This is a genomic window from Gallintestinimicrobium sp., assembly GCF_046968865.1.
Taxonomy (GTDB): Bacteria; Bacillota; Clostridia; order Lachnospirales; family Lachnospiraceae; genus Gallintestinimicrobium; species Gallintestinimicrobium propionicum.
Window position 1 is genome coordinate 21,934 of the sequence record NZ_JBKVPW010000012.1, and the last position, 19,953, is coordinate 41,886.

A 19,953-nucleotide genomic window follows, 5' to 3' on the forward strand; every position below is an offset into this window, starting at 1 on the left:
CGGATATGAAAAAGGTACGAGTACACATCACAAAAACAACCATCAATGCCCCGACCTACAGTAACGTGACCTTTGAACCGACATTGATCAATTTCCTCTATGGAAAAAACGGAACCGGAAAATCTACGCTTGCCCGTTCTTTCAAAGATGGGAACGCTGCACTGACATGGGATGGTCAGCCATTCCCGGAAGAACGTGTTCTTGTTTACAATGAGGATTTTATCCGTAAAAATGTTCAGAGTTATGGCAACATTCCAGGTGTTTTTACCATCTCAGAAGTCAATGCACAGAAGAAAAAGGAAGCTGACGAAAAGGCCATCGAGAAGAAGTCCGTAGATGACACTATTGTCGCAAGGGGAAAAGCGGCGGTAGCAAAGCAAAGTGAATTGGATAAACTGCATGGAGATTATGTCGAAGCCATTTGGGAAGCCACCAAGGAATTCCGGGATAAATTTCCTCTCGCATTAGCCTATCTGCGCGACAAAAAGAAATTTGCTGATAAGATTCAAAGCATGACTCCTAAAGCGGCTAAAATAGCTCCAGACGTTCCATCTTTTGATGAAGAAAATATGAGCATGTCCGCAGGCGAAGATCATTCCGAAGAAGAGCCGATGATTGAAATTGCAGATATAGAGGCGCTTTATCAAACCATTCATGGTGAGAATCATCCAAACTATAGTACCTATCATTTACTGTCATCCACTTCTCTTCCTGCATCTGATCTTTTGTCCACACCGATTCTCAGTCGTAGTGATACGGAGTTCGCGCGATTCATACGTGCACTTGGCAACCTGGACTGGATCACTCAGGGACATACGAAGTATCACTCTTCTGAAGGGAAGTGTCCTTACTGTCAGCAAACTATTCCAGTCACTTTTGAGGACGACCTTGCTGCCTGCTATGATGCCGAATACAAAGCTGATTTGAAAAAACTGTCTTCGTTTGTTCAACAGTATAAAGACGCACTAAACAATGTATACAAAACAGCTCACACAAACGAAGGGAACAATTTTCCTTCGCCATTGCAGGCTGATTACAAGGCTGCTTTCGAGCTGTTTATGGAGAAGGCACGTGCCAATGTGACCCTGCTGGAGCAGAAATCAGCCAGCCCGGCAGATGTGATAGTATTGGAAGATTTGTCTGACCTTCTTGTTGAGCTCGACCAAATTTCACGCAAGATCAACGAAGATATTAAAGCCAGAAATGCTGTTCTCGCTGATATTCCGACTCAAAAGAAAAAATGTACCGATATGGCATGGTCTACAATCGTCCAGCGGACTCAGGTACTTACAAATACCTTCCGACGCAACACAGATTCTGTGATTGCAGCCATGAATTATATCAAGGCTGAAAACAGCAAATTAAATGCAAAATCCCAATCTCTTAGCAAAGAGATTGCAAAATTGAACAGTGAAACTGTCAACACCACTAAAACGATGCAAGATATTAACCGTGCCATCGCCAGTGCCGGTTTTAAAGGGTTTGAGCTTCAGGAAAAGCCTGGTGCCAAATATGTCTATCAGCTAGTAAGAAATCAGAACGGCAAGAAGGTTGTTGTTGATAAGGATCTCAGTGAAGGTGAACGGCATTTTATTGCTTTCCTGTACTTCTATCACATGGTAATGGGCAGTCAGTCCGATGCTGGAAAAATCGAGGATAAGATTGTTGTAATCGATGATCCTGTTTCTTCTATGGACAGTGGCTCTCTTTTTGTGGTTGCTTCCCTCACTCGCGAAATGATTGCTGTCTGTTATAACAATTATGCACTTCATGAAGAAGTTGTGGATGACCATATTCGACAGTTCTTCTGTATGACACACAATCCTTACTTCTTCCGGGAGATTTCTTATAACCGCCTGCCTGATTACGAATGTGTGTCCTTCTTTGAGATAAAGAAAGACACACAAAATCAGACCAGCATTACAGAATGCCAAGATGAAGACACCATAGCCGGTGGCGGTCTTATCAATCGTTCTCCAGTAAGAAATACTTACGATACCCTTTGGCATGAATATGCCACAACCAGTGACCCATATACTCTCCTGATTGTCATCCGGCAGATTCTTGAATACTACTTCATCCAGATGGTTGGCTATCAAAATGGAAATCTGCGTTCAGACTTACTGGATAAAAATGAAAGGGAATTCGTTAAAATTTCAGATGATGGCAGCGAGGATCGGTCCGACTATGTTTCTGCTGCCGCCATGATTGCCATGCTGAATGTTGGTGCTACTGGCTTCAATGATGGACTATACTATGACTCATCTGCCACCAGTGTTGAACAATTGCGTTCTGTCTTTGAACGGATCTTTAAAGTCATGCATCAGGAACAGCACTTTAATATGATGACACGAAAAGCCCGATAAACAAAAAAACGACCTGGTGGCCGGTAGGGAGGTAATTATATGCTGTTTCCAGTAGATTTTTTGAATAGAATGCAGTGACTTGTGGATGAACTTTGAAATCTGGTGAATATTACGGTACGACGGAGCCGCTAGTCCGGTGTGGCGAGGTTCTTCCGCAATTATCCGTAAATAGAATTGAAACAAAAGTGCTAAAATGATAAAATTATCTTAGAAATTTTGTCATTATGGAAGGCGCTGAAACAAATGAAAGATGCTCTTGATCTACAAAAATTTTACCCTGAGAAAATAAGCGTCACAGAAGTAATTCAAAACGAAAAAGAAATTTATATCCATGTTTCTGTGCAATCAAAAAACTGTACATGTCCCAAGTGCGGAGTGATTTCAGAACATAAACATGGTACTTATAAAAGAAAACTTCAAGACCTTCCGATTTTGGGTAGAACAACGTATTTAATCGTAAATGCTTACGAGTATCAATGCGACAATTCTTCCTGTGATGTTACGACTTTTGTTGAGAATGTGGATGGATTTTTGAATTATTACAGCCGTATGACAGAGCGTTGTGAAGATTTTATATGCACTTTGGCATTGGAAACAAGCTGTGAAGGTAGTGCTCGTATCTGTCGTTCTATGAATCTGAAAACCAGTGGTGACAGCATTATCCGATTGTTAACCAAACGATATGTAACACAACCGGAAGTCCCATGTGGAAGCATCATTGGAGTGGATGATTTTGCATTTAAGAAACGGCATACTTATGGGACAATTATTGTAGATGAAACAACACATAAACCAGTGGCAATTTTAGATGGACGTGATGGTAAAACATTAAAAGAATGGTTAAGTAAAAATAAACATGTAAAAACGATAACACGAGACCGGGCAAGTGCTTATTCAGCTGCCATAAAGGAAATATTGCCCGATGCTATGCAGATTGCTGACAGATTTCATCTTCATCAAAATTTATTAGAGGCCATAAGAAATACTATCAATTCTGTATTGCCCAATGATATCAGAATCCCAACTGATTCTAATATCATTGCAGAACAATCGGTTGAAAACGATAGTAAAAAAAATGCCATGCAGTGTGGATAACCTTAGCGAATATAATCAAAAAAGGGTACAACTGTACACTACGATAAAAGAATATAACTCTGCCGGATGCAGTAAACGCCAAATTTCTAAAGTATTACATTGCAGCAGAAACACCGTGACAAAATATCTCAGTGGAGAATATGAAGCACTTTGTAAAAAAGATTTTCGTAGCGGAATGGATCAGTTTTATGATTATATTATCAGAGCTTTAACTTCTGGCATCAGTCGAAAAGATGTATATCGCAATGTTATAGAAAAAGGATATAAAGGCGGCAAATCTGCTGCTTATGACTATATGAATAAAATCATAGAACGATTCCAAATTGATGTTTCAATTTACAAAAGTTCTTCACCTGAAATAATTCAAAATAAAAAGGCATTACAAAAATATGACCACCTTTCACGAAACGGCATATTCCGTTATCTTTGGATGGGAGTGGAACTCAATGCAAATCATGAGGCATATATTTTACAGAAATATCCTAAACTCAGAGAATTGATGCGTTGTGTTCGAGAATTCCGTGAAGTATATGAAAAGAAAAGTATGCCTCTATTGTATTTGTTTATAAAACGGTACAAAAACTCTGATTTAAAAGAAATATCCCGATTTGCAAATGGATTAGAAAAGGATCTAGAAGCTGTGGAGAATTCTGTTGCCTGTGAACTTTCAAATGGTTTTGTTGAAGGTGAGTATTCCGGGCGATTCTGAACTGCCATTCCGGTGATGTAGTACCGCTGTTCCGTTTTTGGTGATACCACCGTTCCAGTATTCGGATACTGTGATTCCGGTCAGATGATACCGATTCCCTTTATAATGAATTCATACGCTTTGCAGCGTAAATTCATTACGAAGGAGGTCACCATTTATGACCAAGTATCGTGAGATCATCCGGCTTGCCGGATTGAATCTCAGCCAAACCAACATTGCCCTTAGCTGCAATGCATCCAAGACAACTGTCAACAAGGTGCTGAAGGCAGCCAGAGAGCAACATCTTGTCTGGCCTCTGGATCCTAAACTCAGCGATCCAGTCTTAGGCAAGTTGCTTTTCCCTGAAGTGAAGGCAAAGTCAGCCACTTCAAAGCGGATGCCCGATTTTGAGCATGTCCGCAAAGAGCTTCTTCGGAACGGAGTGAATAAGAAGCTCCTTTGGACAGAGTATCTTGAAGCATGCCGTCTCTCCAAAGAAGAACCACTTATGTACTCTCAGTTCTGCTACTACATCCAGCAGGATGAGCAGAAGCGCCGTGCCACCATGCATATCAACCGCAAGCCCGCAGAGCAGGTCGAGGTCGATTGGGCAGGCGATCCGGCGCACATCATCGACCCAGATACCGGCGAAATTCTGGATGCGCAGATTTTTGTGGGTGTTATGACCTACAGTCAGTATCCATACGTAGAAGCCTTTATAGATCAGAAACAGGCGTCATGGATTGCAGCACACGTCCACATGTACGAGTACTTTGGCGGTGTTGCAAAGATTCTTGTGCCGGACAACTGTCGCACTGCTGTGGATCATAATAATAAAAACTGGAATGATCCACGGATCAATGCCGTCTATCAGGAAATGGCAGAACACTATGGCACCGCCATTATTCCGGCACGCGTCCGTTCTCCAAAGGATAAACCTAATGCTGAGGGCAGTGTAGGAAACATTTCCACATGGATCACTGCAGCGCTACGGAATGAACAGTTCTTTTCTCTCGGTGAGTTAAATCAGGCAATCCGGAAGAAACTGGAAGATTTCAGCCATCGCCCGTTCCAAAAGAAAGATGGGAGCCGGTATGAAATCTTCCGCGATGAAGAACTGCCATTGCTGGCCCCGTTGCCTGCTACCCCATATGAACAGGCGGAATGGAGACAAGCCACCGTTCAGTTCAATTATCACATATCGTTTGCGGGAATGCTATACTCCGTTCCACATGAATATATAAAGCACAAAGTTGATGTGAGGGTCACAGACAAGACCGTTGAGGTTTTCTACAACCACAACCGGATCGCGTCTCACCGCCGACTGTATGGTCGCAAAGGTCAGTATAGCACAATCACAGAGCATATGCCGTCTTCTCATCAGCAGTATCTTGAGTGGAACGGTGACCGCTTCCGGCAATGGGCGAAGCGAATCGGTTCCAGTACCTACCAGACCGTGGATGCAATCCTTACCTCCAAGCTGGTAGAGCAACAATCCTACCGTAGTTGCATGGGGCTGTTAAAACTGGCCGACAAGTATTCTGTCGATCGGCTGGAAGCTGCCTGCTGTAAAGCGCTCACCTTTACAGCCACTCCGAGCTATAAGAGCATCAAGAACATACTTGATACCGGGAGTGACCGAACAGCATCGGCTGACAAAGCTGTGGTAACCGATAGCCATACGAGCTCAGGGAAAAACAGCCACGCACTTACACGGGGTGCGGATTACTACAGGAGGTAAGGAACCATGACTACACAGAGCACTATAGATAAACTCATCGAAATGCGACTGACATCCATGTCGGATGCATTCCTGAGCCAGCTGCAGGATGCCCGGATGAAGGACATCTCCTTTGAGGATCGTTTTGGAATGCTGGTAGATATCGAATACAGCAATCGTAAGAGTAACAGCCTGAAGCGCCTGATCCGTAATGCCGGATTCGACCAGCCAGATGCATACATCGGGGATATCAACTATACCTCCGGGCGGAAACTCAACCGCAGCCTGATCGAGCGTCTGGCAACCTGTGAGTACATCACAGAGCATCGAAACCTATTCATCACAGGTGCCACAGGGAGTGGAAAGACCTACATGGCATGCGCTTTCGGTATGGAAGCCTGTAAGCGTCGGTACACTACGAAATACGTTCGACTTCCAGACCTGCTCCTGGAGTTAGAGATGGCACGTAACGATGGAACTTACAAAAAGATCCAGAGCAAATATGCCAATCCGATTCTGCTGATCATCGATGAATGGTTGCTGTTGAAGCCAACCGCATCAGAACAGCACGATATACTGGAACTCCTACATAGGAGACGCAAGAAGTCGTCAACCATCTTTTGTTCTCAGTATGATTGCAATGGCTGGTACGATCAACTGGGAGGCGATGACAGTCCGCTCGCGGAAGCGATCCTGGATCGTATCAAGCATGATGCGTACAAGATTAACATCATCCCAACGGACCCGACGAATTACAGATCCATGCGTGAAGTATATGGCTTGAATCCGGCATTAAGCGAGTAAACTTGCATGTAACAAAATGTGGTATCCCTGTTCCGGACTCACGGTATCATAACACCGGATTGCCGGTATCCGTTCCTTCGGAACAGGGGTACATTTGAACCGTAATATTCAGAAGGAACAAATAGTAAATTAAAAATGGTAAAACGTACTATGTATGGAAGATGCAGCAAAGCACTTTTAGCAGCAAAACTAATGTATGTGAAGGCTGAACGATACGGATAATTGCGGAAGAACCTCGCCACACCGGACTGGCGGCTCTGCCGTACCGTAATATTCATGCAAACAATACAAACCAGTTGAATGTGAATTGTCAAGGTACTCTGGCTACTGAAAAGTAGCCGGTTAATTTTTTACTATGGCTGAATTTTAAGCGCTTACCAGGTTTCTTTTGTCTTGCCATAATAAAAGGCCCTCCTAATGATAATTATTTTATCATAGAAGGACCTTGCCCAGATTATTTTACAGAAAAAGTTTCACAGACTCGATAGTTTATAATTTGACAAACCGAATATAAGAATCCACCTTCGTATTCTTCAATTTTTTTGATTATTCTAAAATATAGATTGTTCTTTCTTCATCGCGGAATATGCTTTTCAATAAATTCAGAAACAATCATTTTGTATTTTTCAGGATCTGATCTATAGCATCCAGTGTGCTCTGCCCCAGAGACTATGTACAACTCTTTTTCACTTTTGCAACTATTGTAAATTTTATACGCCATAGATACCGGTGCTTTCTTATCCTCGTCTCCATGAATAATTAGAACTGGCACATTTGTCTTAGACACTGCAGCACATGCGTTTGCTTCTTTCAAGTCAAATCCACCCCAAATTTTTGTTCCTGCGTTCACTATCCGAGCGAATAAATCTGTCAATTGTTCGTAACGAAGCCTCTCTTTACTGCCTATTTTTATCATTTCTAATGGTGATGTAAACCCAGCATCATCAATAATTCCACAAACTGATTCAGGCAATTCTAAATCACTACTCATCACTGCTACCGCTCCTCCCATGGAAATTCCCATAAGGAATATAGGTACCCGTTCTCCGAATTCTGAATCTACCCAATTTGCCCAATCACGACAGTCGTATCTTTCTAAAACACCAAGTGTTGAAACGTCGCCTCCACTTTCATTGTGTGCTCGTAAGTTCACCAACAGAAGATTCCATTCTTTTTCTTCTGTTATTCTATAGATTGGCACACTATTCGTATAACAATTATCCCAAAGCCCATGAAAAAAGATTATGACTGGCGCATTTTTCTTTCTTTCATAATAGTGACCAACTAATTGTACTCCATCAGATGCCGTAATTGTAATTGTTCTATTGTGCTCATTTTTTATTTTATATGCTTCTGTAAGAATTTCATACTGCCAGTCATCAGCAATTCCTAAATCCGGCCATCTAATTTCTCTTCTCAGGCAGGCTTTCTGAAATGAATATTTACTTATTCCCAGCAGTGCCAATACTCCAATACTTAAAATAAACAGGATTATTAAAATTCGTCTTCTATTCACACATGTTTTCATCATCACAATTTCCTTGCATTGTACAGAATCTCCATATCATTTAGACGTAAACGCACCAAAGCGAGTACCTTGACAATCTTAAGCCGCTTTTGCGGCCCGATATAAATTTTATTTTCGAATGCTTTCCGGAAGCGCTGGTGACCAGGGGAGCAGTTCTTCCAGAAATTTGCGGTCTGTGTCTTCCATGTGTTCCGGGATTGCGGTCAGCAAATGTTCAAAGTACTCGTAGGGTTTTAAATTGTTTGCCTTTGCTGTTTCTGCAATACTGTAGATCACAGCAGAAGTCTTTGCTCCATTTATGGTATCAATGACCTGCCAGTTCTTTTTCCCGATACAGAAGCCGCGGATCGCACGTTCTGAGGCATTGTTATCCATCGGAACATCTCCATCTTCCAGGAACACCCGCAGATATTTTTCCTGGTTCAGAAGGTAAGTAAAGGCAGCTTCCAGCTTCCCTTTTACCACGATCTGTTCTTTTTTCTGTTTCAGGTACGCAAACAAAGCATCTACCAGTGGCCGGATGACCACCTGACGCTGCGCAAGCCTTTCTTCGCAAGAGAGATCTTTCAGTTTTCCCTCTTCCCGGTAAATCGCCTGGATCTGCTTCATAACCAGATATGCAACGGATTCTTTTTTTCCTTCGGTCGGTATGGTGGCAAGGGCTTCCTCAAACTTCCGGCGTCCGTGCACCCAACAGCCTGCGATCGTCAGGTCTTCCTTCTCCTTTTCCAGCGTGTGGTAGACCTGATAACCATCCGTGACACAGATCCCGGAATAATCTTTCAGGAACTCCCGGGGATGAGAAACGTTTCTTGTCCGCTGATACTCATACAGGACGATCTGTTTTTCGGGGTACATAGATCCGGAGCGGTAGACCCACATATAACTTTTGGATCCTGCCGGACGGCCGTCATGGTTTACAAGCACCGGTGTTTCATCTGCCTGAATGACATGGTAATCATACAGTTTCCGTTGGAGATAGTCATAGAGAACGGAAAGGTATTCCTCTCCGAGACGGATCATCCAGTTTGCCATGTTCTGCCTGGTGATGGAAAGCCCATAGAGCTTGAATTCCTGTTCCAGACGGTACAGAGGAACCGCATTGACATATTTGCCGTTCATAATGGCTGCTGCAAGTGTTGAGGAAACGGCACTGCCATGAAGCAGCCCTCTGGGATGCTTCGCTTTTACCATATGCCCATCCTTCTTGTCAGCATAGACGCCGATATGATGTTCCTCCACCTCTACTTTGGCAGGAACGAAACGGTATCTCCGGGATATGGCATCCGGGAGCTGTTTCCAGGCATTTTTACCAAACTCAGCAGAGAGTTCTTCTTCTGTCATGTAATGGTCGATCCGGCATGTCGGAAGACAGGAAAGGTCCTGTTCCTTTTTGCCTTTTGTCTTTACTGGGCGGGGAGTGTTCTCTTCCAGCTGTTCCGGCTCCGGGGCATCCAGATCGCAGACAGCTTCTGCCTCATTGAAGAAAACAATCGTTCCATTCACTTCCGTGAAGCTGATCTGGCTGGTATCACTCATTTTTTCGGAAGAACGTCCAAAACGGTTTCTGTTTGCCAGAACCATCTGTGTTTTTTCCCGGGGTCAGGTACCGGATGTGACTTGTACCACATTTTCATAAATTTTTTAGAAAGTTAATTTTTTCTTTCTGGGGTCTGACCCCTGTTTTTCTCGGCATGGGTAATCACACGGCTTTTTGCTTATTCTAAGATGAATTTTAAATCATGAACTCCCACTTTTCTGCAATCTTCCATAATTGATCATTGATCAATTTCAAGCAATGCATCCATAAATTGTTTCATATATTTCTCTTCACCAATTGACACGCGCAGACAATTACCAAACTCACCAACATTCGGGTAAGCCTTAATCAAGATCTTCTTTTCTGCTTTCATTCTATCCACGATGGTCTGTGCATCCGTCTTAGGTTCGATAAAAATGAAGTTACCAGCTTCGCCCTTATGACGATACCCATTTTTATCTAAAGAATCAACAAGATACCTTCTTCCACCATTAAACTTTGTAATCAGAGAATCAAGCATTCCTGGCGTTGTCAATACTTTTTCGGCAAACATCATAGCGAATGCGTTCGTATTATGTGGTGTACACATCTTCTGTACCATTTTAACACCATCAGACCAGCCAACAACATATCCCAGACGGCAGCCAGCCATAGAGAACAACTTGGAGAATGTTCTTGTGATAAACACATGATCCTCGGTCAATGCATATTTAATAAATGTCTTCGGATAAAAATAATGATAGGCCTCATCAACCAATACTGTAATCTGCTTTTGTCTTGCAACCTTCATAATTGATTCAAATTCATCATCTGAATATACGTTTCCCATCGGGTTGTTGGGGTTTAAAAGAATTAAAAGCTGTGTATCATCCGTCATTTCACGAATAATATCATCAACATCCATACTCAAGTCTTCTTTATATGGAACTTTTACAAAATTGCGACCATACATTTCAGAATAAACCTGAAACATAAAGTAGGACGGAACAACACCGACAATGCGTCCATTTACCGAGGTAAATGCCTGAATGATATAACGGATGCCCTCTGCTGAGCCGTTTGTCAGGCAAATATGAGAAATATCCGTTTCGAGATGATCGGCCAAAACCTCAGTAAAATGTAATGTTTCCGGATACTGTGCGACAAACTGTGGCGTCACATTTTTAAGAACATCATTGATAAAATCCTGCGGAAGACCACCCGGATTTTCATTTAAATCTAATCGCAGATAATCCTTTCTTGCGTTCTGATCAAAAATTCTATACAGGTTTTCTACCCTACTATCCAAATAATACATTTTTATATCCTCCTCAATTTTTGATTGCAACTACATCTATGCCATTATGAAAATCGCTTACCACCGAAGAAATCGCTTCTGAAACATATTCTTCGATGTAACGTGCAATATGGCCATTATCAATTGCTCGTACAAAAGCGACTAATTCATACCGAATCCCTTCTCCGTCCAACTGGTAGAAATATCTGCGATTATCTGCTGCATTTTCGTAACGAAGCTCAAAATAGTCTGTTTTCCACCATGGAGCTGGGACATAAATATATCCTTTTGTACCTGACACAATCAGTTCGCCTTCTGACTTTACACCCATACCGACCTTAATTGATGCAACCGCATTATCATATGTAAAATCAATTTTAGTGAAATCATCAAAATTTCTTTCTTTATCAATAAAATGTGTTACTATTCTTTTGAATTTATAATCCGTGCCTAAAATTTCAAAAACTGGTAGCATAGCTGTAGGTCCCCAGTCAAATGCGCTGTTCCATACGGTAAGTTTTTCAACTTCATTTGCTGCAAGTTCCTTTAAGCTTGTACAGGTAGCATCTACGGATACAATATCTCCAATTTTTCCACTTTTAGCCAACAGTACAAGACGTGAAAATGCCGTATTATATGCTGTTTTTATTGCCTCCATCAGGATACAGCTTTTTGCCTGTGCTAATTCAAAGAGTTCTTTACACTCCTGTTTATCTAGCGTGATAGGCGATTCACACAAAACATGTTTTCCCGCATTTAATATCTTTTTTATCTGCTCATAATGTTTTGTTGGAAAAGATCTAATATAAACTGCATCAACTGCATTTATAAAAACGTCTAAATTGTCCGTTACCATCTTTTGTTTTTTTAGTTCAGCTGGCACATCATCCAGTGAATCAGAATAAATTGCCTCTATACTCAATCCATTCACATATGTGCTCTCTTTGAGTAATTTACACAAGTATTTCGATTCACCAACCAGTCCCATTCGGAGCTGTCGCTTCTGTTCTCTAATTTCTGTACTTGATACACCTTGTGTTCTTTCCAAATAGATAACCTTGCAATATTCATTCAGGTAATCAAATTTACCCTTCCAATCAGAGCCAACCGTAAAAATGTCAACACCATACTTTTTAATGTCATCTATTTTTTGCCCTTCATATTCCTCAACAATAATTTCATCAGCCAATCCTGTGGACTTTACTCCATCTATTCTCTCCATCAAAGATTGCTGCACATTAATCTTGCCGCGAGTTTTATCAAAGTCATCAGCTGTGACACCTACAATAAGATAATCACCCAATGCTTTTGCTCTTTCAAGAAGTCTAATATGACCATAGTGTATCATATCATATGTACCGTAAGTAATAACTTTTACCATATTCACTCTCCTTCACTTTCAGAAAATATGCTTTAAAAGTTTTTATGTTTTCTGCAATCTGGTTATTCTATTAATCTCACAGCACTCATTTCTAACAAGCATTTTTATCCTATAATACTTGTTTGTTCTAAGAAAGACCGGTTTATCATACCCTTCTTCAAAACAGTGATGTCTGTAATTTCTTCTGCCGTTGCTTTCAAAGCCTCACAAATCACCTGAATTGCATCTGTTTTAAGCTGATTAGAATCACTATCAATTTCTCGTAATTGCTCATAGGTGTTAATTTCCACAGCATCAGCTGAATGAACTACACGAGCCGCAACAATCATGCGATCTTTATTATAAAGTGCTTCTTCCCAGAAGGCTCCATCATACCTCTGATTTTCGCAAAGTTTCTCAATGCGTTCCGCAACTGTATCGGCATCCTCTTTTACCAGATAGCAGATACCAATCATTGCATTGCCACCATAACTTTCCGGCATAGTTGCCAGTTCCATCTTACGGTTAACTCGAACATTGCTCTCGTTGTCCACAAGATCACTGACCATGTACCAAGAGTACAGTTCATGGCGATGAAACGGATTCTTGTCACACAAAATATCACAAGGAATAATGTAAGCATTCTCCAAGTGTTCTTTTACAAGTTTGACGAATGTAGATTGTTCTTTGTAGCGTAATCAGCATTTACTACGAGTTCTACACCATACTCATCAATCAAATACTCGTATTTTTCTTTCATGAAGCCTACGACTACATAGATTTCTTTAATCCCCACTTCATGAAGTTGCTTGATAATACGCTCGATTAACGGCTCACCATTGACTTCCAGAAGACCTTTGGGCATTTCTGTATTGATGGGAACCATTCGCATGCCAAAGCCCACGGCTTGAACAATAGCTCGTTGCGGGGTTTTCTGTTTGAATTCTGTTATCGCTTTTACTGTTGGTCAAATGGAATCGTCTATGTATTCCAATTTTATAAGTTCTTTCAGTGAGCGATTAACTACGCCTAAAGAATGACCGGATACCTCAGCTAGTATACGCTGATTTATAAACGGTTCAATCAGCAATGCATTCAAGATATCGCTTTCCTGTTTGTTCATGTACTTCCCTTCCTTTCTTTTTGTGAACACAGACATAATAGCTAATTCTCTTTACTTTTTATAAATGTCATGTTTTCTTTTTATTGTGAATGCTAATATATACTTGAGTCACCTAATGGCTTCCCGTATAATAGACGTAGACTACTATGCGGGAGGCGATAGAAAGGTGGTCACATCGGTGGATGTCTACAAATCAATCCGTGCGCTGCAACTCGAAGGCGTAACCAGTCAGTGAGCAGCAGCTAAAATTCTGGGGATTTCCAGAAATACAGTCAAGAAATATTGGATGGGCGATGCGGTTCCATGGAATCGAAAAGCCTACCAGCGGGTATTGGCTGTCACGTGGCTCAAATATTCATTGACATTTACACTTATTTTTATATGCAAATCATAAAAGTATAAATGCATATCGACAATTCAACCAATTCTCTTTAAAGTAAAAAACCATATTTGTCAAGTAATTCATCAACGCACATATCTCCATACTTCGTATAAGGATGCAGCGGATCATAAAACACCTTATCAGAATGGTGTTTTCCTCGATCTACCTCTGGTGGCAATTTCATATAATCGCCAAACTGCTTCATCAAGCACTCATCATACCCTTTCGGTACTTGTGCTGTTATATTTTCAAATGGAACTATAATAGTTTTTTCCACGCAATGCCTTTCCAACACTTCTGTCCCACTTTTAACATAGCTTGGTATCATCAATGTGCCTACATATTTAGTATTCATGTTGTTATATTTTTTACAACAATTCTCAATCATCTGATCAATTTGAGATGGCGATTTGAATGTGTATATTTTTTTTAGGATTTTCATACGAGATCCAGTACATGCTTTTTGTCCAATTTTATCTTGTAAAATTATAATAAGGTTGTTGACTTTTTTTGCCATCTTTTTTTGCGCAACTCTATTATTCGGAAGATTATCATATGGATATATTTCAATAAACACACCATGAGCAATATCTTTTCCTGCTTGATTGTCAATAATTCCCGTAGTTCTTTTGTCTCTAATACGGCAAAGATTACTCCATACACTTCCATTCCCACAAAATCGATATTGCAAATCGTACTCTGCAGGAAGTTCTTGCTTGTAAACACTCAACAATTTATCAAAATCTTTCCTCATCATACCAATATCAATGTCATCATCCCAAGGGATAAACCCCTTATGACGAATAGCACCTATCTCCGAACCACCAATCAAAAAATACTGAATATCATATTTATCACAAATCTCATTAAGCCAACACAACATTTCCATCTCATATTTCCAAAGAAGAAGTCTTGTATCAGATACTAAAAAGCCACATCTTTCTTCTGCCATTATATTATACCTAATCCAATCATCGTTAAACGATACTCAGATTAATTCCTTTCTCCCAGATTCTCTGGATTTTTTTTAATTTTTAATATATTTATTGAAGCATCATGAACCTGTTCCTATTTAATTATAACTATTCTGAAGTTCTTTTACTTTTCTTCATTTCAAACAATTTCATAATTAAGTTTCTCTTTATATAAGCTACAATGGTAAAAATACCAATAAACACATACCTGATAAATGTAGCCTTATATAGCAATGTCATAATCACTGTAGCACCAACCATTGATAAGCAATAAAAAATAATCTTTTTATTTTGAAAAACAATGCACCCCTCACTTTTTTTCATGAACCGGCTTACATAAAGATGATGTAACACTGTATCTAGCATAAAACAGAATAAGGTAGTATACCCTGCCGCTACATACCCAAACATCAATATTCCAAAATAGTTTAGAATCAGATTTATAACAGCTTCAATACCTGCAATAACCGTTGCATATTTGTTTCTATCATAGTAAAACTCAATGTTAGTGTACACGGCAGACAACATTTGGAATACAATACTTGAAGCAACAGCCGGTATGGTATATACAGCGCCACTATACTTTTCACCCGCAAGAATAAAAACTGCTTCTGGAGCAAAAGCGATAAAGCATATCATCAATAATATCACCCCCACTGTCATAGGGTGAAACTTCTCTTCTATTTGATGAAATTTCTTTTTTCCAAGCATTTCATATTCCCACGGTGCAAAAGCAGAATTAATACTTGTAATCACAAATGTAAGAATCATACCTACATTGTAAGCGACTCCATAAATAGCTGCCGCACTGTAGTTTACCATTTTCTGAATCATAATTCTATCAACCTGCTGCAAGATATAACCTGAAAAATAATACAGAATCAATGGAATATTAAAAAGAACTGCAAATCTAATATATTTTATATCAAAAAAAGTTTTACCTTTTTTTAAGTTAATAGTGTATAATATTACCCCGAAACAAACTTGCACAATAATACATGAAAATATTCTTGCCAATCCCTTTTCTTCGGTCAGCAATACAGCAATTACACCCAGAAATGCATTCGAAACGGCGAGCAACACAGTTACAAAAACAACTGACTTATACTTATATTCGTATCGTTGTTTTAATGTCCAAAATCGAATAGCTGGCATAAAAAACAATTCCAGAAACATAAAACAAGTAATAAATGTGCTCAATTCTGTCAGTGCATTAATTTGAACATGAAACAAAAGATATATAATAAAAATGCCAATCGTGAGCAAGCTTGTTGCACCTTGCATTGATGAAGTATAGCGGTCTCGATCCTCTGGGAATTTAGACATACCTTTATTAAAAACTGCATAATCCAAACGAAATGTTGTAATAATCGAAAAAAGATTTAACCAAGAATTATATATTGTAAACTGACCGTATTGTTCAGTTGTGAGCATTCTTGCAAAAATTGGCGTAGTCAACAATGATATGCTCTTTTGAAGAACACCACATACCATAAACCAAAAGGTCGCTTTAGCTATTATTGATAATCCTTTATATCTTCGAACCAATAAATTGATTTTCATTGTTCGTATGCCTCCACTCCTCAATGTACTCTTTTGATAATTCATTCAAAACAATAGGTATAACAAGTAAACCAGAGTAAAACATATATGTTTGAGATAAACCCTGATAAATGTATATCACAACAAATGTCAATGCCGCTATTTTACTATCATGATACTTAAACATTGGTCTAAACAACCATATCAGTGTGATAATACCAGGAAGCACTCCTAAAGAACCAATATATTTCAAAATGCCAGCAGACACATTATTTCCCAGTACACTAATCGTCCCAACTCCCCACGGTTTGGTCACGATATAGTTCCAACAAATGGCTATCATTCTTAGTCTTGCACCTCCACTGGAATACATATCATTTGCATCAGTCTCACTCAGCTTCTTTACGACAGCACTACTTATTAGACTTGCGCTCCCATTGTGCAAAAAGTCAAATATTAACAATGAAGTGACTAATACAACAAGCCCTGTAATGCATTTTTTTATGCTAGAGTTAAATTGCCTTTTATTAGTAAAAACAAATCCAATCATTATAATCGCCAACATTAAATAACCAGTAGTAGATTGTGTCGAAACAATAGCCAATATAACAATCACAACATCAAATAACATCCTTCGTCTGCTTTTATTCAGATACTTTGGGCATAAAAGCAGAATAAACAGCGCCCCATGCAAAATTGATTGATATCTGCCAGGTTCAGTATATATTCCGCAATTTCTAGAATCTGTTAAAGAATACACATAAAATAACAACCCATGATATGTTGTTGTATAAGTTCCTGATTTATTAAATAAATTCTGTTGCGTCGGAACAATATTATTAAGAATAGTAGGAGCGCATAGCTGAAGTATCCATCCCCCTAAACTAACTAATGCTAAAATTGCAATGCAATCAACATATCTATTCAAAAAATTTTTCTTATCCAAAAGGAAAGCACAATACACCACTAGCACCTGTGAGACACTCAGCACCCCTGCATCAATGCCAATGTTACCCGAAAGCAATCTCACAAAGACAACCGAAAACATCAAGAATGCGCTAAATACTATAGCATTTTGGTTTCTGAAATTTTTTTTAAATACACCCATTAGGATGAAAAAAGCAATTATTCCATATCCAAATACATTAATATTTTGCACAAATAATAATGATCCACTGCACGCAGCAATACAATAAATCAATAAGTACTGTGGCAAAACTATTGTAAAAAAGCTCTTACGAATTACCATATAATTTCTCCATAAATGCATCTATTTTTTCGGCCCAGACACCATACCAGAATCTGTCTTCTGCCAATTTTCGAGCATTGTTTGACATTCGTTTATACTGCTCGTTTGTAAGATGACAACCGTAATAAATTGCATCTGAGATAATAGATACAGAACTTCCATTCATCACAATACAATCTTTTCCATTTTCTAAATAATACTTTGTATAATCGCCAACTCTTGAAGCAATGGGAACTACTCCATAGCACATCAATTCTGGAACTTTACTTGGAAAATTTGCCTTTGTCATTTCCGTTACATCTCTTGCAAGAAGTAAAAAATGCATCTTTTTATATAGTTCTACAAGTTCGTCATATTCCAACCATTTATGAATAATAATTCTTTTATCTAGCGTCTGTGATTGATTAAGATTTGCATATCTTCTCAAATCCTTCTCTTTAATGCCACAAAAATGAAACTCTACATCTAACTGTTCATTCTTCAATACAGACATAATCGCAAGAACCATATTACACAATGCATCCTTCATTTTTCCATTTGCTGGAAAAATAAATCTCTTTGTATCACAAACTTCCTTCGGAATATATTGAAATTCATATGGATCCGCCATAATCGGCAACACCATTTGTTTCGCAACACCTTTCGAAAATTTATCACGAATATATGAACTAATTGGAAAAACAAAGTCTTCATAAGGAATTACATGAAGATTTAAAAACCGATTTTTTATATATTCTAAATCAAATCTTCCGTTTTTATAATCTTCACTTGAAAAATACTCAACAACTATACTACCAACTTTTACGCAATTCTCTCTTCCATATTTCTGCAACGCTTTATGCAACCATAAATTGTGTGAATAAATTACAATAATGTCTTTGGAAGTTGGTTTCAACTGTTGAAGTACTGTAATTATCTTATTTTTCAATCCAGTCTTGAAATCAATATATGAAGCTATTTTTCTATCATCAAATTTTATCTCATGGATGTGAATTCCTTTATACTCATCACTTTGACAGTATTCTTTATTCTTTGTTGTAATCAAATGAACTTCATTGCCTGCCATAGTCAACGCCGCCCCGAAGTATTGTATATAATTTGATGTTGCGCCACCTCGCGGAAAATTAAAATGTCCACAAACAAAAACTCTCCTCATAGAATTTCTCCTTTACGCATAAGAGAATAATAAATATTTGTAAGATCGTCAGCTGTGGATTGAATATCGTAACCTGCACTTCTCACTCTATCAGCGTTCTTTCTTCGTTCAAGATTATTTGCTTTTGAATTTATAACCTTATCCGCCCAATATGTAGAATCATTTTTCAAAGACAAAAATTCTACACTTCCACTAATATTTACTTCGTGCGCAATCGTATCTGAAAATATACAAGGTAATCCAGCTGCCTGTGCTTCTACTCCGACCACTGGGAGTCCCTCATGAAAAGAAGTCATCACAAATACATCCATCGCTTGTAATAGTTCATTAACATTATCGGATGCACCAAAAAAAATCACTTTGTCTTCTATTCCACTTTCTATAACCTTTTTTTTAATCGAATCTTGTAGTTCTCCAATTCCGATTAGCAAAAGCACAGCATTCGGCTCTTTTTTTATCAGCGTGTTCATAATATCAATTAAAAACTCATGATTCTTTTGTTTGAAAAATCTACCCACATGTCCTACTACAAATCTGTTTTCAATATTTAATTCTTTTCTAATCCGCTCTCTTACCTCATAATTAAACTCAAATTTATTAATCTCTATTCCATTATGAATATAATAAAACTGTTTCTTTTCAAAAACCCGTTTTGGAAACATAAAATCTGCTGCCTCCGTAGAACACGTCAAGTAGCAATCCGTATATAATGGCATAATTACTTTACACATTTTATTAACTAACAACCATGCAGGGTTTTTATTGCTGTTGTTCGCATTATGTGAGTGTACAATAACTTTTTTAATACCTGCAGCCTTAGCAGCAATTCCGACCAAAGAATCATATGGTGATGATGCATTAATATGAAAAATATCTTCATCCTCTTTTTTTACAGCGATAAAAGTATTAATCATTTTTTTTAGAAATCGTCCAGCCCCTCTGCTAGCACCTTCATTATCGGCAACAATTTTTTTCCCCCCTAACGCTACAGCACGCCATTCGTTATATTCGACTTGATTTCTATAAACAAGGTAGTCGAAATTTATTTTTTCTCGATTCAAATGATCGCAAGTATTTAAGACCATACTGGTAATTCCGCCAGTTCCCAGTGGACAAGTATGCAATACTTTGATATCAGGTCTCTTCATTT

General features: G+C 38.9%; 16 protein-coding genes and 1 pseudogene. 5 read left to right on the forward strand and 12 right to left on the reverse strand.

What is annotated here, in order from left to right:
• Positions 1–5: 5 nt before the first annotated feature.
• From ACLTOQ_RS11150 to ACLTOQ_RS11170, 5 genes are all read left to right on the forward strand, one after another.
• A complete protein-coding gene (locus ACLTOQ_RS11150) occupies positions 6–2,366 on the forward strand; it encodes an AAA family ATPase (protein ID WP_412319419.1) in 2,361 nt (786 codons plus the stop codon).
• A 243-nt stretch (positions 2,367–2,609) separates the two neighbouring features.
• Positions 2,610–3,461 carry an ISL3 family transposase gene (locus ACLTOQ_RS11155; RefSeq protein WP_412319420.1) on the forward strand — a complete coding sequence of 284 codons (852 nt, stop codon included), beginning with the start codon at positions 2,610–2,612 and terminating at the stop codon, positions 3,459–3,461.
• Positions 3,462–3,576: 115 nt separating this feature from the next.
• Positions 3,577–4,170: a transposase gene (locus ACLTOQ_RS11160; protein WP_412319421.1), complete on the forward strand. Its 594-nt coding sequence runs from the start codon at positions 3,577–3,579 to the stop codon at positions 4,168–4,170.
• Between the two features lie 157 nt (positions 4,171–4,327).
• Positions 4,328–5,890, forward strand: coding sequence for an IS21 family transposase (istA, locus tag ACLTOQ_RS11165; protein ID WP_154252940.1), 1,563 nt, complete (start codon positions 4,328–4,330; stop codon positions 5,888–5,890).
• A gap of 6 nt (positions 5,891–5,896) precedes the next feature.
• Complete coding sequence (locus ACLTOQ_RS11170) at positions 5,897–6,673, forward strand: ATP-binding protein (protein ID WP_118763461.1); 777 nt, start codon at positions 5,897–5,899, stop codon at positions 6,671–6,673.
• Between the two features lie 574 nt (positions 6,674–7,247).
• Here the strand turns inward: ACLTOQ_RS11170 and ACLTOQ_RS11175 are convergent.
• From ACLTOQ_RS11175 to ACLTOQ_RS11230, 12 genes and pseudogenes are all read right to left on the reverse strand, one after another.
• Positions 7,248–8,204, reverse strand: coding sequence for an alpha/beta hydrolase (locus ACLTOQ_RS11175; protein ID WP_412319422.1), 957 nt, complete (start codon positions 8,202–8,204; stop codon positions 7,248–7,250).
• 105 nt (positions 8,205–8,309) lie between these two features.
• Positions 8,310–9,788: pseudogene (gene tnpC / locus ACLTOQ_RS11180) on the reverse strand (IS66 family transposase); the annotation flags it as partial.
• 191 nt (positions 9,789–9,979) lie between these two features.
• Positions 9,980–11,038, reverse strand: coding sequence for a pyridoxal phosphate-dependent aminotransferase (locus ACLTOQ_RS11185; RefSeq protein ID WP_412319423.1), 1,059 nt, complete (start codon positions 11,036–11,038; stop codon positions 9,980–9,982).
• Positions 11,039–11,051: 13 nt separating this feature from the next.
• Positions 11,052–12,398, reverse strand: a complete 1,347-nt coding sequence (locus tag ACLTOQ_RS11190) for a Gfo/Idh/MocA family oxidoreductase (protein WP_412319424.1) — start codon at positions 12,396–12,398, stop codon at positions 11,052–11,054.
• 104 nt (positions 12,399–12,502) lie between these two features.
• Positions 12,503–12,895: a hypothetical protein gene (locus ACLTOQ_RS11195; protein ID WP_412319426.1), complete on the reverse strand. Its 393-nt coding sequence runs from the start codon at positions 12,893–12,895 to the stop codon at positions 12,503–12,505.
• Between the two features lie 140 nt (positions 12,896–13,035).
• Positions 13,036–13,263, reverse strand: coding sequence for an NTP transferase domain-containing protein (locus ACLTOQ_RS11200; protein ID WP_412319428.1), 228 nt, complete (start codon positions 13,261–13,263; stop codon positions 13,036–13,038).
• Positions 13,264–13,344: 81 nt separating this feature from the next.
• On the reverse strand, positions 13,345–13,500 hold the full coding sequence (locus ACLTOQ_RS11205; RefSeq protein ID WP_412319429.1) for a winged helix-turn-helix domain-containing protein: 156 nt from the start codon (positions 13,498–13,500) through the stop codon (positions 13,345–13,347).
• Positions 13,501–13,931: 431 nt separating this feature from the next.
• Positions 13,932–14,834: a LicD family protein gene (locus ACLTOQ_RS11210; protein WP_412319430.1), complete on the reverse strand. Its 903-nt coding sequence runs from the start codon at positions 14,832–14,834 to the stop codon at positions 13,932–13,934.
• A 130-nt stretch (positions 14,835–14,964) separates the two neighbouring features.
• Entirely contained in the window at positions 14,965–16,419 is a 1,455-nt protein-coding gene (locus tag ACLTOQ_RS11215; RefSeq protein ID WP_412319432.1) for a lipopolysaccharide biosynthesis protein, read from the reverse strand.
• Positions 16,388–17,647, reverse strand: coding sequence for a hypothetical protein (locus ACLTOQ_RS11220; RefSeq protein WP_412319434.1), 1,260 nt, complete (start codon positions 17,645–17,647; stop codon positions 16,388–16,390). The genes ACLTOQ_RS11215 and ACLTOQ_RS11220 overlap by 32 nt, the downstream gene beginning before the upstream one ends.
• The gene (locus ACLTOQ_RS11225; protein WP_412319435.1) at positions 17,634–18,803 is read right to left on the reverse strand and encodes a glycosyltransferase family 4 protein; all 1,170 of its coding nucleotides are present in this window, start codon (positions 18,801–18,803) and stop codon (positions 17,634–17,636) included. The genes ACLTOQ_RS11220 and ACLTOQ_RS11225 overlap by 14 nt, the downstream gene beginning before the upstream one ends.
• Complete coding sequence (locus ACLTOQ_RS11230) at positions 18,800–19,951, reverse strand: glycosyltransferase family 1 protein (protein WP_412319437.1); 1,152 nt, start codon at positions 19,949–19,951, stop codon at positions 18,800–18,802. Before ACLTOQ_RS11230 ends, ACLTOQ_RS11225 begins: the two co-directional genes overlap by 4 nt.
• Positions 19,952–19,953: the final 2 nt, after the last annotated feature.